14 protein-coding genes are annotated in these 15,921 nt (G+C 47.9%); 10 read left to right on the forward strand and 4 right to left on the reverse strand.

Going from position 1 to position 15,921, the window contains the following annotated elements; genetic code table 11:
• Positions 1-48: 48 nt before the first annotated feature.
• The 5 genes from waaA to can all read left to right on the forward strand — a co-directional run bounded on the left by waaA (position 49) and on the right by can (position 5,124).
• The gene (gene waaA, locus TOI97_RS10030) at positions 49-1,326 is read left to right on the forward strand and encodes a lipid IV(A) 3-deoxy-D-manno-octulosonic acid transferase (protein WP_321553986.1); all 1,278 of its coding nucleotides are present in this window, start codon (positions 49-51) and stop codon (positions 1,324-1,326) included.
• Positions 1,327-1,517: 191 nt separating this feature from the next.
• On the forward strand, positions 1,518-3,068 hold the full coding sequence (locus tag TOI97_RS10035; protein WP_321553987.1) for a 2-isopropylmalate synthase: 1,551 nt from the start codon (positions 1,518-1,520) through the stop codon (positions 3,066-3,068).
• 8 nt (positions 3,069-3,076) lie between these two features.
• Positions 3,077-3,955, forward strand: coding sequence for an energy transducer TonB (locus TOI97_RS10040; protein ID WP_321553988.1), 879 nt, complete (start codon positions 3,077-3,079; stop codon positions 3,953-3,955).
• Positions 3,942-4,406 (forward strand): ribosomal protein S18-alanine N-acetyltransferase, encoded by a 465-nt coding sequence (gene rimI, locus TOI97_RS10045; RefSeq protein WP_407651345.1) that lies wholly within the window; start codon positions 3,942-3,944, stop codon positions 4,404-4,406. The genes TOI97_RS10040 and rimI overlap by 14 nt, the downstream gene beginning before the upstream one ends.
• 76 nt (positions 4,407-4,482) lie before the next feature.
• A complete protein-coding gene (can, locus tag TOI97_RS10050; RefSeq protein ID WP_321553990.1) occupies positions 4,483-5,124 on the forward strand; it encodes a carbonate dehydratase in 642 nt (213 codons plus the stop codon).
• A gap of 61 nt (positions 5,125-5,185) precedes the next feature.
• On the opposite strand, the gene pdxA is transcribed toward can, so the two are convergent.
• Genes pdxA through TOI97_RS10065 form a run of 3 tightly spaced genes read right to left on the reverse strand, consistent with a single transcriptional unit; the run spans position 5,186 to position 10,273 of the window.
• Positions 5,186-6,175, reverse strand: a complete 990-nt coding sequence (gene pdxA / locus TOI97_RS10055) for a 4-hydroxythreonine-4-phosphate dehydrogenase PdxA (protein ID WP_321553991.1) — start codon at positions 6,173-6,175, stop codon at positions 5,186-5,188.
• Positions 6,172-7,482: a peptidylprolyl isomerase gene (locus tag TOI97_RS10060; RefSeq protein ID WP_321553992.1), complete on the reverse strand. Its 1,311-nt coding sequence runs from the start codon at positions 7,480-7,482 to the stop codon at positions 6,172-6,174. Before TOI97_RS10060 ends, pdxA begins: the two co-directional genes overlap by 4 nt.
• Positions 7,448-10,273: an LPS-assembly protein LptD gene (locus TOI97_RS10065; RefSeq protein ID WP_321553993.1), complete on the reverse strand. Its 2,826-nt coding sequence runs from the start codon at positions 10,271-10,273 to the stop codon at positions 7,448-7,450. The genes TOI97_RS10060 and TOI97_RS10065 overlap by 35 nt, the downstream gene beginning before the upstream one ends.
• A gap of 123 nt (positions 10,274-10,396) precedes the next feature.
• Here TOI97_RS10065 and TOI97_RS10070 point away from each other — a divergent pair, with 123 nt between their 5' ends.
• From TOI97_RS10070 to TOI97_RS10080, 3 genes are read left to right on the forward strand one after another with little or no spacing between them, the layout of a single operon-like run.
• Positions 10,397-11,428 carry an aminoglycoside phosphotransferase family protein gene (locus tag TOI97_RS10070; protein WP_321553994.1) on the forward strand — a complete coding sequence of 344 codons (1,032 nt, stop codon included), beginning with the start codon at positions 10,397-10,399 and terminating at the stop codon, positions 11,426-11,428.
• A 3-nt stretch (positions 11,429-11,431) separates the two neighbouring features.
• Positions 11,432-12,097 carry an N-acetylmuramate alpha-1-phosphate uridylyltransferase MurU gene (gene murU / locus TOI97_RS10075; protein ID WP_321553995.1) on the forward strand — a complete coding sequence of 222 codons (666 nt, stop codon included), beginning with the start codon at positions 11,432-11,434 and terminating at the stop codon, positions 12,095-12,097.
• Entirely contained in the window at positions 12,094-12,888 is a 795-nt protein-coding gene (locus TOI97_RS10080; RefSeq protein WP_321553996.1) for a co-chaperone DjlA, read from the forward strand. The genes murU and TOI97_RS10080 overlap by 4 nt, the downstream gene beginning before the upstream one ends.
• A gap of 7 nt (positions 12,889-12,895) precedes the next feature.
• Here TOI97_RS10080 and TOI97_RS10085 read toward each other — a convergent pair whose 3' ends face one another.
• Entirely contained in the window at positions 12,896-13,423 is a 528-nt protein-coding gene (locus tag TOI97_RS10085; RefSeq protein ID WP_321553997.1) for a tetratricopeptide repeat protein, read from the reverse strand.
• Between the two features lie 171 nt (positions 13,424-13,594).
• On the opposite strand from TOI97_RS10085, the gene TOI97_RS10090 reads away from it, so the two are divergent.
• A complete protein-coding gene (locus TOI97_RS10090) occupies positions 13,595-14,149 on the forward strand; it encodes a YaeQ family protein (RefSeq protein WP_321553998.1) in 555 nt (184 codons plus the stop codon).
• Between the two features lie 45 nt (positions 14,150-14,194).
• Positions 14,195-15,910, forward strand: a complete 1,716-nt coding sequence (gene recJ, locus TOI97_RS10095; RefSeq protein WP_321553999.1) for a single-stranded-DNA-specific exonuclease RecJ — start codon at positions 14,195-14,197, stop codon at positions 15,908-15,910.
• The last annotated feature ends 11 nt before the right edge of the window (positions 15,911-15,921 follow it).

Genomic DNA, 15,921 nt, shown 5'->3' on the forward strand with positions numbered 1-15,921 from the left:
TATAACTGAGCGCAGTATTATCGCCGCGCCTTTGCTAAACTTTGCCCTATGAATAGAACTTTATACACTGTGTTGCTGTACTTAGGTGTGCCGCTCATTTTTATCCGTTTATGGTTGCGTTCGCGTAAGGCATCGGCTTATGGGCAACGGATAAATGAACGCTTTGCTTTGAACTTGCCTGAACTTCAACAAGGCGGTATTTGGCTGCATGCGGTATCTGTGGGCGAAAGCATTGCTGCTGCGCCTGTGATCAAAGCTTTACAGCAGCAGTATCCAGATTTGCCTATCACTGTAACGTGCATGACCCCAACAGGTTCTGAGCGTATTCAAAGTCTGTTTGGTGATAGCGTACAGCATTGTTATTTACCTTACGATTTACCTTGTGCTTCAAAACGATTTTTTCAGCGCTTACGGCCGCGTTTAGGTATCGTTATGGAAACAGAGCTGTGGCCCAATCATATTCATCAGTGCGCGCAATTCAACATTCCAGTGCTATTGGCCAATGGACGCTTGTCTGAACGCTCCGCGCGGGGGTATGGACGTTTTCCTAAATTAGTGGCGCCTATGTTGGCGCAGCTCAGTGGGTTAGCAGTGCAAACCGAAGTAGAAGCTCAACGTTTTATTGAGTTAGGGGCACGTCCAACAGCTGTGAGTGTGACAGGCTCGATTAAATATGATTTGCAGGTCAGTGCCGAGCTTCCAGCGCAGGCGCGGACGTTACGTGAACAATGGCATGCCAGTGCGCGTCCAGTATGGATTGCAGCCAGCACTCATGAAGGTGAGGATGCTGTGGTATTAGCCGCTCATCAACAATTATTGCAGCAGTTTCCCAATGCTTTATTGATTTTGGTGCCTCGTCATCCAGAACGTTTTAGTTCAGTGTATGCTTTGTGTATGGAGCAAGGCATGTCAGTGCAGCGCCGCTCTACGCATGCTCCTGTGCATACTGAACATCAAGTCCTCTTAGGCGATACTATGGGTGAGTTGATGTTTTTATATGCTTTGGCTGATGTGGCGTTGGTCGGTGGCAGTTTAATTGAGCATGGCGGGCATAATATGTTGGAGCCTGTAGCGTTAGCTAAACCGACTTTAACTGGGCCGCATTATTTTAATTTTTTAGACATTGCGCGTCAGCTCAGTGAAGCGGGTGGCTTGCAGGAAGTGGCGGATGCGTCAGAATTAACCGATGCCGTTGCCCAATTATGGAGCCATCCTGCGCAGGCAGAACGGATGTGCCAAGCGGGACAGCAGGTCTTGTCCCGTAATCAAGGTGCTTTACAGCGCTTGCTGGATATGATTGAGAAACAACTCGAAATCAAGTTTTAGATGGATTGTGTATGCGAGCTGTAGTGCAAGATTGAGTACTGTGCTACGAATGGCTGCTAGACCGGAGTTGTGCTCAGTATTAATCTGTACTCCATCTAGATTTATAATAATGTTTTTGCGCAGCTGTGTGAGCGGCAGCAAAAACCAGAGTTTGACTGCCCTTAACCTTGCGGCAGCTTCAGGAGAAAACAATGAGCAGCAGTGACCGCGTTATTATTTTTGATACCACCTTGCGCGACGGTGAGCAAAGCCCTGGCGCTTCAATGACCAAAGAAGAAAAACTTCGCATTGCTAAAGCCCTTGAGCGGATGCGTGTAGATGTGATTGAAGCGGGTTTTGCCATTGCTAGCCCTGGGGACTTTGATGCTGTTAAAACCATTGCTGACACCATCCAAGACAGTACAATCTGTAGCTTAGCCCGTGCTTTAGACGGCGATATTGAGCGTGCAGGTGAAGCTTTAGCCGGTGCTAATTCAGGACGTATTCACACATTTATTGCGACCAGTCCCATTCATATGCAGCACAAACTGCGTATGGAGCCAGAGCAAGTGATTGAGCAAGCGGTGCGTGCAGTGAAGAAAGCGCGCAGTTTATGCGGTGATGTTGAGTTTTCTTGTGAAGACGCCGGTCGTTCAGAGATTGATTTTTTATGCCGCATTGTTGAAGCAGCCATTGATGCTGGCGCGCGTACCATTAATATTCCAGACACTGTCGGGTACGCCATTCCTCATGAGTACGCTCATTTAATCAGCCAGTTGATTAACCGTGTGCCGAACGCAGATAAAGCAATTTTCTCAGTGCACTGTCACAATGATTTAGGTTTGGCTGTGGCTAACTCTTTAGCGGCTGTCGTCGCTGGCGCCCGTCAGGTTGAGTGCACCATTAATGGTTTAGGTGAGCGTGCCGGTAATGCTGCTTTGGAAGAGATTGTGATGGCAATCAAAACCCGTCACGACCTGCTTGGGGTGCATACTAATATTGAGACACCGCATATTTTAAGTACTTCACGTATGGTGTCTGGTATCACAGGTTTCCCTGTTCAGCCGAACAAGGCCATTGTGGGTGCTAACGCCTTTGCTCATGAATCAGGTATTCACCAAGATGGTGTACTCAAACACCGTGAAACCTATGAAATTATGGCCGCTGAAGATGTGGGCTGGAATACCAATAAAATGGTTTTAGGGAAGCACTCAGGCCGTAATGCTTTCCGCAGTCGCTTAGTGGACTTAGGTATTGACTTAGGTACCGATGAAGAGTTTAAAGCTGCATTTGCGCGCTTTAAAGATTTGGCGGATAAGAAGCATGAAATCTTTGATGAGGACTTACAGTCGCTGGTGACTGAAACCTTAACGGAAGAGGCTGCTGAACATTACAAACTGATCAGCTTAGATGTGAGCAGTAAAACAGGTGCCGTGCCGCACGCACATTTAGTATTGAGCATTGATGGCGAAGAAGTAGCGAGCGATGACCAAGGCTCGGGGCCTGTGGATGCAGCCTTTAAAGCCATTGAAAAAGTGGCACAATCTGGTGCAACTTTGCAGCTGTATTCTGTGAATGCGATTACTCAAGGTACGGACTCACAGGGTGAAGTGACAGTGCGTTTGGAACTGGGCGGACGCATTGTGAATGGTAATGGCGCCGATACAGATATCGTGATTGCTTCGGCAAAAGCTTATCTTAATGCTTTGAATTTAATGTATTTGGGTACTAAGCGGGCGCACCCACAAGTGGACGGTGTGTAATTTAAATTATGAATAAGCAAGAGGTACGCCGCCAAGCGATGCTGCAGGCGATGCAGGTCGATGTGTGGCTGCCTCGCCAACAGTTGGTGCATGCCGCTGCTTCTCGTGAGTATTTACTTGAGTGGCAAGCTGAGGCTGAATTTGCTGTTGAGCTTGCCGAACCCGTATCTGAGGCTGTTGCTGCCTCGTCAGTACAACCGCTGACAGGCGGAGCAGCAGCGACGGTGCCTGCCGGTCGTACTGGCCAAGCTTACATGTCGGTGCGTGATAAGTTAGCCTCCTTGCAGGTGGGGCAAACGGCAAAGCCAACCATACCAACCAAGCCTGAAACGACGTCAGATACAGTTGAGCTTAAGCCGCCAACAGTGGCTAAACCGTTAGAGCCTATCCCACGTTTCACCTTGCAGCTCTTGCGTGTGAATAATTGTTTGGTTTTAGTCGATTTACCAACCGACCAACCTTTTCAGAACCGTGATCCGGATTATCAATTGCTCAGAGATATGTTCCGCGCAGCGGGCCTAACAGATAAACCTCAGTTGATGCGTCAAGGGGCACCGATTGTTTGGCCGATGTTGCAATCAGGGAGCTTAAAGTATGAGCAAAATGCTGCAGCTGCTCGGGTGTGTGTCCGTGATTTACTGAGTGTGGAATTGCAAGCCGAACCGGCTGCTTGTGTGTGGTTGGTTGGTGCACAATCTGTTCGTTTTGCAAGTGCTGAGGAAGACACACCGCTGTATGTCTTACAACCTTTTCTAGAGGGAGCTCAAGCCTGGAGCTTACCCAGTTTAGAGCAGGTCTTAGATCAGCCTTTATTGAAGCGAGATATTTGGCGAAGCATGTGTGAAGTGCGTGCTGTATGGCAGGGGCAAAGTGATGTTGAAAGTTGAGTACCGGCCGATGCAGGCACAAGATTTAGATGCTGTATTGGCTCTTGAGAGCAAAGCTTTTTCTCATCCGTGGACAGCTAAACTCTATGCTGATGCTTTAACCAGTTATGACTGTTGGATGATGTATGTAGATGGTCAGCACGTAGGGCATGGCGTCATCAGTCAAGTTTTGGATGAGGCCCATTTGCTCAACATTGCTGTTGCCGTTGAACGGCAGGGGCAAGGCTTAGGTTTGCAGTTGTTAGAATATTTAATGGAGTGTGCAACGGCACGTGGTTGTGTTGAATGCTTTTTAGAAGTGCGCGCTTCGAATCGCTCGGCTTATCGCCTATATGAGCGTTTTGGTTTCAATGAAATTGGACGCCGGCGTGATTATTACCCTACTGCCGATGGACATGAAGATGCCTTGGTGATGGCTTGTACTTTATTTGCTGATGAGCGGTTACAGTAAAAGTGTGACTGCGCAGGAGCTATACCTGTCTCAGCCTAGATTAAGTTGGTCTGTAAGACGATAAACAGAGGAAACTATGCCTGAATTACAAGAGCTGTTTGATAACAATGTGCGTTGGTCAGAGTCAATTAAAAAGGATGATCCAACCTTTTTTGAAAAATTGGCTAAACAGCAAGAACCAGAATATCTATGGATTGGTTGTTCAGATGCACGGGTTCCTGCTAATGAAATTGTAGGTATGTTACCTGGTGATTTATTTGTACACCGTAATGTAGGTAATGTGGTTTTACACACTGATTTGAACTGCTTGTCAGTCATTCAATATGCAGTGGATATACTCAAGGTTAAGCATATCTTAGTTACCGGCCACTATGGTTGTGGAGGTGTCCGTGCGGCTATGCAAGACAAGCAAGTGGGATTGACTGACGGTTGGATTCGCACTATTCGTGATTTGTACTACACCCACCGTGAAGAGCTGATGGAGTTACCCACAGAGGAGGAGCGTGTTGATCGCTTATGTGAGCTCAATGCCATTGCTCAGGTGGCTAACGTTAGTCATACCTCGATTGTGCAGAATGCTTGGCATCGGGGTCAAAAGCTATCGATTTACGGTTGTGTGTATGGCATTAAAGATGGTTTATGGAAAAATCTAGATGTGACGATCAAAGGTATTGATCAAGTGCCAGAACAGTATCGCTTGCGCCCTTTAGGGCAGTAATGCGGTTCAATAAAAAACGCCATCATTTGATGGCGTTTTTTATGAGCTAAGGTTTTATAACTTAAGCAAATTTGCTTGCCGCCATTTGATAGGCTGTTTCTAAGGCAATATGCAAACTACCCGTATCAATTTCACCCGTTCCGGCAAGGTCGAGTGCAGTACCGTGATCCACTGAAGTGCGGATGATTTGCATACCTAAGGTGATATTCACCGCCGCACCAAAACCGCGGTGTTTTAGTACTGGCAACCCTTGGTCATGATACATGGCTAAGACCGCATCACACTGTTTAAGGTTATGTGGGGTAAACAGCGTATCAGCAGGGAGCGGACCCACTAAATCCATACCCTCACCACGCAAGCGGTCCAGAACCGGCAAGATAATATCCAGTTCTTCACGGCCTAAGTGACCGTCTTCCCCAGCATGCGGGTTCAGCCCGCAGACTAAGATTCTTGGTTTTTTAATGGAGAACTTGTGTTGCAATTCAGTATTTAAAATGCGTGTAATGGTTTCTACGCGCTCACTGGTGATAGCATCGGCAACATCACGTAGCGGTAAGTGCGTAGTTACCAGGGCAACACGCAAGCCGTGAGTAGCAAGCATCATTACAACTTCAGGAGACTGAGTTAGCTCTTGCAAAAACTCAGTATGGCCAGAGAAAGGCACGCCCGCATCATTGATCACACCTTTGTGCACAGGTGCAGTGATCATCGCACTGAATAGACCGTCTAGGCAGCCTTGACCGGCGCGAGTGAGTGTTTCTAAGACATACTGGGCATTTGCCTGGTTCAGTTGACCGGCAACAGCGGGCTCGTACAGGGGGGTGTCCCACACATATAAGCTGTTAGCTGGCGCTGGGGTATCGGGTAAGGCATCGGGTTGCACTTCGATCAGCTGAATCGGTAACTCAAGTTGCGCTGCACGCTCGCTGAGTAACTGGCGGTTGCCAATGGTGATGACAGGGTAGGGTTGTACTTCCTGCGCCAACATAAGACACAAGTCAGGACCAATACCAGCAGGCTCACCGGGTGTTAAAGCAAAGCGCAAAGTCATAAAGTTTTAATCTCCACATAGGCTTCGTCACGAATTTGGCGTAACCATGTTTGTAGTTCTTCATCGTATTTACGGTTGCGCAGCAGGTTGGCTGCTTGTTGCTTGCGCACCTGTTGGCTGGTATCGGTGCTGCGGCGGTCTAAGACTTCTAGAACATGCCAACCAAATTGACTTTCAAAGGGTTTGGATAATTGACCAATATCAGTACGTTCCATTTCTGCACGGAACGCAGGAGCAAGAGCGTTAGGGTCAACCCAGTTTAGAGCGCCACCATTGAGGGCTGAGCCGGGATCATCGGAAAACTGTTTTGCCAATTGGGCAAAGTTTTCACCATTACGTAGGCGCTCATAGATGCGTGTAGCCAGTTGGCGAGTTGCCTCAGGACTGCGGATTTCGCTTGGCTGCAGTAAGATGTGGCGCACATTGACTTCATCTCGATACACGACACTATCACCGCGGCGATCCAACAGTTTCAACATAATGATACCGCCCGGTGTACGTGTGGGGGGTGTGACTTGGCCCACGCTCATGTCGGTGAGCATGCGATCAAAAGGAGGAGGCAGTTGCGCCGCTTGACGCCAACCCATTTCGCCACCGTCTAAGGCATTTTCACTGGCAGAATAAGTGACTGCCATTTGTGAGAAGTCAGCACCACGTTCCAATTGTTCAACAATAGAAGCAACGGTCTGCTCTGCTGCAGCCAACTCAGCACGTGTTGCACCGTCGGATAATGGGATCAAGATGTTTGCCAACTTGAACTCTTCTGCGAGGTGCATTTTTCCTAAGTCAGATGCTAAGAAGTTTTGGATTTCTTGCTCACTGATTTGAATACGCTCACCAACACGGTACTGACGTACTCGATTGATAATCATTTCTTGGCGGATTTGTTCTTTAGCTGCGGCTAACGTTAAACCATCAGCAGCGAGTGCCTGTTCAAATTCTCGCTGGGTCAGGCCGTTGCTTTTAGCGATTTCAGTCATCGCTTCTGCCAGTTCTTCATCGCTGACACGAATGCCGGAGCGTTCAGCAATTTGTAGCTGAATTGCATCAAGAATCAGACGTTCCATCACCTGCTGACGTAGAACATCTTCAGGTGGAGGTTCAATATCGCGCTGGCGAATGCTGTTTTGCACTTCATTGAGGCGTGTTTGATATTGGCTGTACATGACAATATCGTTATCTACGATAGCTGCCACACGGTCGAGCGGTTGCTCGGCTGCACTTAAGCTGCCCGCCAGCAAACTGCTGGCGAGGAGTAAGGCTGAGAGAGGTTTAATAAGCATTGTCTTCACGTTTACGGTAGCCATGGATGCCTTCATCAAGGAATGTCTCTACTTTGTTACCGGTTACACCACCTAAACCTTTCAGGACGATCTGCAAGAATACGCCGTGATCACCTTTGCGGTTGTCTTGTGGTCTCATGTTGCGCTCATCATAGTCAACCCAGTAACGGTTGATGAGGCGTAGTTTCCAGCAGCAGCTGTCGTACTCAAAACCACCAAAAGCTTCAAGTGTGCTGTTGCGGTTGTAGTCATACTGCCAGCGACCAATGAGGTTCCAGTGGTTAACAACTGGCCACATGAATGAGGCGTCGGTTTGCTCGATTTTATAGAAATCTTTGTAGACTTTCTTAGTGACTGTGTCAATGTAGTCGGCACTACCGGTTTCCCAACGTCCAGTGTCATAGTTGTAATGCGTACTGTCGTTACGGTAGCGGTATCCGAAGTTAACAATTTTGTTCAAATTGTCCACTGGTTGGTAGTGGAATATGGCACTACCAGAACGTGTACGGTGTGTGTCTGGATCCCACATCAGATCTGCATTAATGCTCCAGTCACGGTTAAAGCGATACATGTAGTCCAATGCGTAGGGTGAACGGTTGGCCGTATTGGCCGCAACGTTTTTGTAGTCTTTGCCTGACAATAGTACTTTTCGGTCTGCCAAGTAGTAGGCTTGCCCCACACTGATACGCTGGCGTTCCATACCGTTGTCTTCAATCCAGCGGTTGGTGAGACCTAAAGAGATCTGATTAGTGTCACCAATGCGGTCATGGCCACTGAAGCGGTTATCGCGGAATAAGCTGGCATAACTGAATTGGATTTCACTCGTATCAAACAGCGGTAGGTCAGACTGATCTTCGTACGGTACATAGAGGTAATACAAACGCGGCTCTAAGGTTTGACGATAGTTTTTACCAAACAGCTGGGTATTGCGATCAAAATACAGACCACTATCAATGCTATAGATGCCTAAACTGCGGTCAGGATTTGAGCTGAATTTTTTATTTGCAAAATCTTGTTTGCCTTGACTATCCAAACTGAGGTCATAACGGGTATAAGCGTACTTAATGCTAGGTTTGAGGAAACCCCAACTCCAATTCATCGGCAAACTGAGCTCTGGCTCAATGTGCAAACGGTCACCGTTAGCACGGTCTAAGCCTTGCAGGCGAGCATCGTTCCAAAACGAATAAACACCATCTTTATCACTGTAGTTACCTTGTTTAAGTGGCAGATTATTTATTGTTGTTTCGCCTTTTTTCCTCAATGAGCGGTCAAAGCGTGTCCACTCAGTTTTATACGACATGCGCAAACCAGCGGGTTGGTAAGGTAAAGCACCAATCAGACTGAATTCGGGCAAGCGGTCGTAAGGAGTGATGTCGGTGATATTGGCCATTTCATAAGCGTGCACTCCAAGCCGAGCGCTGTAGCTATTACCACGCCAAGTGAGGCTAGCTTTTTGATCTAAGGTTTCATTGGAGCCTTGCGCGATATTGCTATCGAGGTCTTGGAAGTAGTAGGGGTCACTGATGTCGGTGTAATCAATTTGACCAAGCAGGCGAGAGTTAAAGCCATACTCATGCTGCAAAGTATACATCCAGCGGTCTTTTTCATATTCCGACTGCAGCTTACGTTCGTCTTCACTGTCGCTTAGCCAAGCACCACCGACAAAGGTTTCGCTTTTCTTGCCTAAATAGCGGAATTCACCTTCGGTAAGCAAACCACGCTTGCTCATGTAGTTGGGGTACAAGGTGGCATCAAAGTTAGGTGCTAAGTTGAAGTAGTAGGGTGTTGTTAAATTCACCCCTTTCTTGCGACTGTAACTTACGCTTGGCGGTAAAAAACCGGACACGCGACGGTCATCAATCGGGAAGTGGATATAAGGGGTGTAGAATACTGGAATGTCTTTGACACGCAGAGTGACATTGGTTGCACTACCAAAACCAGTGTTCGGATTGAGCGTGACGTTATTGCCTTTAAGGTGCCATGCATTGCTGCCGGGTTCACAGCTGGTATAAGTGCCGTCTTTGAGACGGATAATGGCATCTTCATTACGCTTTACATAGAGCGCACTACCGCGGACTTGACCGCTGTGCATGATGTACTCAGCGTTTTCGACTTGCGCTTCACCACTGTCGAGTACTAGCTCAGCCCGATCCCCGACCATCAGAGCATTACGATCACGGATGCGGACGTTTCCTTTCAGCTCACCAACATTATCTTGTTGGTGCAGGCTGGCTTCGTCGGCTTCGATTTGTAAACTGGCTTGGCGCATAATGACATCGCCGGCAATGGTGGCCGTTTCTGTCAGTTGTTCGTAGCGCGAAGCTCCAGCGTTAATGTATAAAGGCGCATCTTTAAATGCTGTATCGTCGTCCATACCAGGACGTAATGGCTCAACATAGCGGCCACTGCAGTAGGGGCCAATCTCCGCTAACTGCTGTTCGCTTAATTGCTCGCGTGGAACCCAGTCTAAGTGACTGTAGTCTGAGCTGCGCTGTGCTAAAGCTTTACCTTTGTTTTGGGCCACTGAAGCGGTAGCTGTTTGTTGTGCTGTTGACTTCTTTATAGGCGCTTTGACAGTGCGCTGAGTTTGTTCAGCTGCCGAGCTGTGAGTCGCCACTTTTGAACTTGGCGTTTCTGGGCGTGGTGGCCGTTGGGTTTGAGTCTCTTTAGGGACACAAGACCAACCGCCGGCAGGGCCTGCTTTACAGTCAAATTGCTGTGCAGCCGCACTACCACTGAGCAAAGGCTGTAAGATAATAAAGGCCCCAGTTGCTAGTACGGGGAAATTTTTACGATAAATATATTTAACTGCCATAGTGTGTCCGTGCTTCCCGCATGCGCTTGGTGGAAATAACCAGCATGCCTCTCGAAGGGCTGGAAAAGATCAGCGATAATAAAGCATGCCCTACAGAACGGCCAGCACCGTTGGAGAATTACTATGCCGATCCAAAATATAAATGTAGACGATAGCCGTTTACAAGAGTTAACGCACTGGTTTAGTGAGCAGTTACCAAAAATTGCTCAGCAAGCAGGGCTAGTAGAGACTACCGTAAATCACCTGCAGCCTTCTAGTAGTGATGCAAGTTTTCGCCGTTACTTTCGTTGGAGTGACCAGAAGAAGGGCTTAGTCTTGATGGATGCACCGCCCCCTAATGAAGATTGTCGCCCCTTTGTAAAGGTCGCTAAGCTGCTTGAACAGGCGGGTTTAAACGTGCCTAAAGTTTGGGCGCAAGATCTAGAGCGTGGTTTTTTAGCATTGTCGGATTTGGGGCAATACACATGGTTAGAGATCCTCAGTGAGGAAAATGCTGATGAGCTCTTTAGTCTAGCCATTGATGCTTTAATCAGTTTGCAAAAAATACCTGCTGAGACAGCCCAGTTGCCGGCATATGACGAGGCCTTATTACGCCGAGAGTTGGCGTTGTTTCCTGAGTGGTATGTTAAGCATGAGTTGCAGTTGGAGATGACTGAGCAACAGCAATACTTATGGGCGCAAGCATGTGATGTGTTGGTTGAGAATGCGTTGCGACAATCGCAGGTTTTTGTACACCGTGATTACATGCCGCGTAATTTAATGCTCAGCGAACCGAATCCGGGTATTTTAGATTTTCAGGATGCGGTGCATGGTCCGATCAGTTATGACGTGATCAGCTTATTTAAAGATGCATTTATGAGCTGGCCGGAAGAGCGTGTGCAGCGTTGGCTCAAGCAGTACTGGGATAAAGCCCGTGCTCACGGACTTGCTGTGCCTGACACCTTAGATGAGTTTTTATATGATTGTGACCTGATGGGGGCGCAGCGTCACTTAAAGGTCATTGGGATTTTTGCGCGTATTAATTATCGCGATGGTAAACCCCGTTACTTGGCTGATACCCCACGTTTTTTTAACTATTTACAACAGGTCATTGAGCGTCAATCTGCACTGGCGCCTTTAGCACAGCTACTTGCCAGCTTTTCAGGAGAGGAATAAAGAATGCGAGCCATAATTTTAGCGGCTGGTAAAGGTGAGCGTATGCGTCCTTTAACCGCACATACGCCTAAACCATTAATTCCAATTGCCGGCGTGCCTTTGATTGAATATCACTTGTCTGCTTTAGCTCAGGCAGGTTTTAGTGAAGTGGTGATTAATCACGCTTGGTTAGGTGAAAAAATTGAAGCACACTTAGGTGATGGGGCGCAATTTGGCTTGCATATTCAGTACTCTCGTGAAGCGCAGCCTTTAGAGACAGGTGGTGGTATTTTTCGAGCGTTAAATCTTTTGGGTGATGCACCCTTTGCAGTGATTAATGGTGATATTTGGACGGATTATGATTTTGCAGATTTGCGCAAACCCTTATCGGGCTTAGCTCACTTAGTCTTAAGGGATAACCCTGAGCATAACCTTGAGGGGGATTTTGCCTTAGCCGGTGAGCGCGTGTTGCTACCCTGTGAGGATTCTTCTTTAACCTATACCGGCATTGCTGTGTTGCATCCGAAACTGTTTGAAGATTGTGCTGGCGGTACGTTTCGCTTGGCACCTTTATTACGTACGGCAGTTCAGCAGCATGCGGTCACGGGTGAAAAATTTACAGGGCGGTGGGTGGATGTGGGCACTCCTGAACGCTTAGCTGAGGTTGAGGCATTACTCGCGCGTTTATGAGGATTTTTGTAACGCTGTTAGCGAGTTTGTTTGGTTTTTTGGTAGCACATATTCCCGGTGCGCTATTAGGTTTGTTAGTTGGTAGTATCATTGATCACCGATTGTCTTTGAAGAGTTGGCAGGACCTGCGTGATCGTTTACCAGTCTTTGCCCAACCTCACATTAGCGCTCAACAGGTGTTATTTATGCTGCTTGGGCACTTAGCGAAAAGCACGGGACGGGTCACTGCTGAACACATTCAAGCTGCACGTTTTGAAATGCAGCGATTATTGTTGACCGATGCTGCGCAAAAGGTTGCTATTGCGGCCTTTGCGCGCGGTAAGGCATGCCGCTTACATGAATTGCGTGGCAGCTTAAAGTTGCACTATAGCACTGCAGAGCAGACGGAAAAGCTGTTAATGGCCGGCTGGCGTATGGCCTTAGCCGAGGGAATGCCAACAGCGAAGCAAAGACGCATTTTACATCAGTGTGCGCAATGGCTAGCTTGTCCAGAGGATAGATTTTGCCGAATTGAAGCGCAGGCGTTACGTGGGCGTTTACGCCCGCTCAGGCAGCGCGATGAGCTGCAAGCAGCCTTGGAGTTGCTTGGGGTGAGTCGGGCGGATACTTGGCCGCAAGTTAAAAAAGCCTATCGACGACAGATCAGTGCGTTTCACCCAGACAAGTTAATGGGTGCAGGAGCTACTTTAGCGCAGTTAGATGCGGCCACAGAGAAAACTCGAGCGCTGCACCAAGCGTATGAGGTTGCGCGTAAGCATTGGGCAAAGTCCAGCGTGAGCAATCATATCTAGAGCAGTATTAAGGCAATGTAGTTTCGCTGCTCAGTTCAAGTAGATAGTTGCGGAAAATCTGTGCTAAGACTTGGTTGGCCAATTCGAGTTCATTGCGTTGCATTTGTGCAGCAACACGGTCTGCTTGATCAAGGGCTTCATCGGAGCCATTAATGGCGGACATTTTAAAGACAATATAGGCTTGTATACTGTTAGAAGGCACACCTTCACCGCGATAAAAGATTGTACCTAAACGCAGTTGCGCGTCAGCATGTCCTTGAACGGAGGCTTGTTCAAACCATTTCAGTGCTTGCTGATAGTCACGGGGAGTATATTGACCTTGATACCAATATTCACCTAAAACAAATTGAGCATCAGCATAACCTAGCTGAGCTCGCATCAAACATTCTTCAAGAGCAATTTTAGGTTCGCTAGCGATGCGCTCTAAGGTGCACTGTGGTGCCACTGGAATAAGCAATGGATGATCGTCAGCATAAGACGCAATAGACGATATGCATAAGCTGATGAGCAGCATAAAGCGGCTAAAACGAAACATTATATTTATCGAGCTCCTTGTATATAAGGAAAGTGACTGTGGCAGTTGCCGGCGCGGTCTATATTATGCGGTATATCCTTGGCTAAAGACCACCGCTGTGAACAGCCTACAGCATAGCCTGTTAGAACAGGTTAGACTGAGTGACTTTGTTACCTTATAGAGAATATATTTATGGCTCTGCAAGCCACGCCTTATAAAGTTGAACTCAGTCTGACCGATATGGACCGTAATGTGTATGACAGCCTGCGTTTCAGTATGGCTCGTCATCCTTCTGAAACGGCTGAACGTTTACTGGCCCGTCTTTTAGCACGGGCTGTGTGGCATGCTGAACATATAGAGTTTGGCCGTGGTTTATCCAATGTCGATGAGCCTGCCGTATGGGAAAAAAGTTTAGATGGCCGCATTTTGCACTGGATTGAAGTAGGGCAGCCGACCGCTGAGCGTATGACCTGGTGTTCGCGTCGTGGCGAGCGTTTAAGTGTTTTGGCGTATGGCAGTTTACGCACCTGGATCAGTAAAGAGCTTGGAGCGGTGCGCTCTCTAAAGAATTTGCATGTTTTAGCCATCAGCCAAGCATCACTTAATCATTTGGCTGAAGATTTGCCGCGCACCATCAATTGGAGTGTGATGATCAGTGATGGTGATGTATTTATTACGGATGAGCGTGGACAGCACAGTATTGAACTGGAGTGGTTGCAGGGTGAGCGTGGCGCTGTCGGTGTGTAATTGTCCGGTTAAACATTGAGAATATTCAAGAGTTAAGTACTTGCTATGCGTATAGAACAACGACCGTTACCTGAAAATTTACCTGATTTAGGAGATCTACCGCCTTTGTTAACGCGCATTTATGCGGCGCGGGGGGTGCGTAGTGCTGCTGAATTAGAAAAAGGTTTGGCGCATTTATTACCGGTGCACTTGCTGAAGGGGATGGATGCTGCGGTGCAGTTGCTGGCTCAGGCTTTGGAACAGCGTCAGCGGATACTTATTGTTGGTGACTTTGATGCTGATGGTGCCACCGCCAGCTGTGTCGGTATGCTGGGGTTGCAGATGCTCGGGGCTGCACACGTGGATTACCTGGTACCGAATCGCTTTGATTATGGTTATGGTTTGACACCGGAAATCGTTGCTGTGGCTTTAGAGCGTCAGCCAGATTTATTGGTGACTGTGGATAATGGTATTTCCAGTGTTGAAGGTGTAGCAGCAGCACAAGCTGCGGGTTTAAAAGTTTTGGTGACAGATCACCACCTACCTGGGCATACCTTGCCAAGTGCCGATGCCATTGTGAATCCAAATCAACCCGGCTGTGAATTTCCAAGTAAGGCGTTAGCCGGTGTCGGTGTAATGTTTTATGTCTTGTTAGGCTTGCGGGCTCATTTACGTAGCAGTGGGTGGTTTGCTCAGCAGAATATAGCAGAGCCGAATTTGGCTGAACTGTTAGATTTGGTTGCGCTTGGTAGTGTGGCGGATGTCGTGCCGTTAGATGCTAATAATCGCATTTTAGTGCATCAAGGCTTAGCTCGGATTCGTGCGGGCCGAGCACGCCCAGGATTACGCGCCATTTTGGAAGTGGCGCGTCGTGATCATCGCCGTATTGTATCCACTGATTTAGGTTTTATTGTTGGCCCGCGTCTTAATGCTGCTGGGCGCTTAGATGATATCAGTTTAGGGATTGAGTGCTTACTCTGTGAGGATGCTGATGATGCTTTGCAACGCGCGCAGCAGTTGGAGCAGTTGAATCAAGATCGTAAACAGATCGAGCAGGGTATGCAGCAAGAGGCATTGGTGCAGCTTAAAGATTTGCCTGTAGAGGGCTTGCCTTTTGGTCTGTGTTTATTTGAGCCTGAATGGCATCAGGGTGTGATTGGTATTTTGGCATCGCGCATGAAGGAACGTTATCACCGTCCAGTGATTGCCTTCGCCGATGCAGATAACGGTGAGTTAAAAGGTTCGGCGCGTTCGATTCCAGGTTTACATATCCGCGATACTTTAGACGCGATAGCAGCAAGCTTTCCTGAATTGATTAGTAAATTTGGTGGTCATGCGATGGCGGCAGGCCTCACCATTAATAAACAGCATTACGAGGCCTTTGCTGAGGCTTTTGATGCCCAAGTGCGCAGTCAATTAACAGCGGATGACCTGACCGGTTGTATTTATTCCGACGGCTGTTTAGCTGACCATGAGTTTGATATGCAGTTGGCGCAACAGTTACGTCATGCTGGGCCATGGGGGCAGCGCTTTCCTGAGCCATTGTTCCATGGTGATTTTAAAATCCTCAGCCAAAGACTGGTGGGGGAGAGGCATTTGAAAATGGTATTGCAAAGCAGTAGAAGTGCGCCGCCAGTGGATGCTATTGCTTTTAATATTGATGTGGATGTGTGGCCTAACCCTAATATTTTAGAGGCGAGAGTTGCCTACACTCTAGATGTGAATGAATTTCGTGGCAATGAGACTTTGCAGTTGATTGTTTCTAGCTTGACCCCTCTTTGACATCCTTCCCC

The sequence above is a fragment of the Denitrificimonas halotolerans genome (genome assembly GCF_034259425.1).
GTDB lineage: Bacteria > Pseudomonadota > Gammaproteobacteria > Pseudomonadales > Pseudomonadaceae > Denitrificimonas > Denitrificimonas halotolerans.

What these genes read in the sequence shown, in the direction of transcription:
- TOI97_RS10040 (WP_321553988.1), top strand. Translation starts at nt 3,077, where the DNA reads ATGAATAAGCAAGAGGTACGCCGCCAAGCGATGCTGCAGGCGATGCAG.
- waaA (WP_321553986.1), top strand. Translation starts at nt 49, where the DNA reads ATGAATAGAACTTTATACACTGTGTTGCTGTACTTAGGTGTGCCGCTC.
- murU (WP_321553995.1), top strand. Translation starts at nt 11,432, where the DNA reads ATGCGAGCCATAATTTTAGCGGCTGGTAAAGGTGAGCGTATGCGTCCT.
- TOI97_RS10090 (WP_321553998.1), top strand. Translation starts at nt 13,595, where the DNA reads ATGGCTCTGCAAGCCACGCCTTATAAAGTTGAACTCAGTCTGACCGAT.
- TOI97_RS10085 (WP_321553997.1), bottom strand. Translation starts at nt 13,423, where the DNA reads ATGTTTCGTTTTAGCCGCTTTATGCTGCTCATCAGCTTATGCATATCG.
- TOI97_RS10080 (WP_321553996.1), top strand. Translation starts at nt 12,094, where the DNA reads ATGAGGATTTTTGTAACGCTGTTAGCGAGTTTGTTTGGTTTTTTGGTA.
- pdxA (WP_321553991.1), bottom strand. Translation starts at nt 6,175, where the DNA reads ATGACTTTGCGCTTTGCTTTAACACCCGGTGAGCCTGCTGGTATTGGT.
- TOI97_RS10060 (WP_321553992.1), bottom strand. Translation starts at nt 7,482, where the DNA reads ATGGCTACCGTAAACGTGAAGACAATGCTTATTAAACCTCTCTCAGCC.
- TOI97_RS10035 (WP_321553987.1), top strand. Translation starts at nt 1,518, where the DNA reads ATGAGCAGCAGTGACCGCGTTATTATTTTTGATACCACCTTGCGCGAC.
- rimI (WP_407651345.1), top strand. Translation starts at nt 3,942, where the DNA reads ATGTTGAAAGTTGAGTACCGGCCGATGCAGGCACAAGATTTAGATGCT.
- TOI97_RS10065 (WP_321553993.1), bottom strand. Translation starts at nt 10,273, where the DNA reads ATGGCAGTTAAATATATTTATCGTAAAAATTTCCCCGTACTAGCAACT.
- recJ (WP_321553999.1), top strand. Translation starts at nt 14,195, where the DNA reads ATGCGTATAGAACAACGACCGTTACCTGAAAATTTACCTGATTTAGGA.
- TOI97_RS10070 (WP_321553994.1), top strand. Translation starts at nt 10,397, where the DNA reads ATGCCGATCCAAAATATAAATGTAGACGATAGCCGTTTACAAGAGTTA.
- can (WP_321553990.1), top strand. Translation starts at nt 4,483, where the DNA reads ATGCCTGAATTACAAGAGCTGTTTGATAACAATGTGCGTTGGTCAGAG.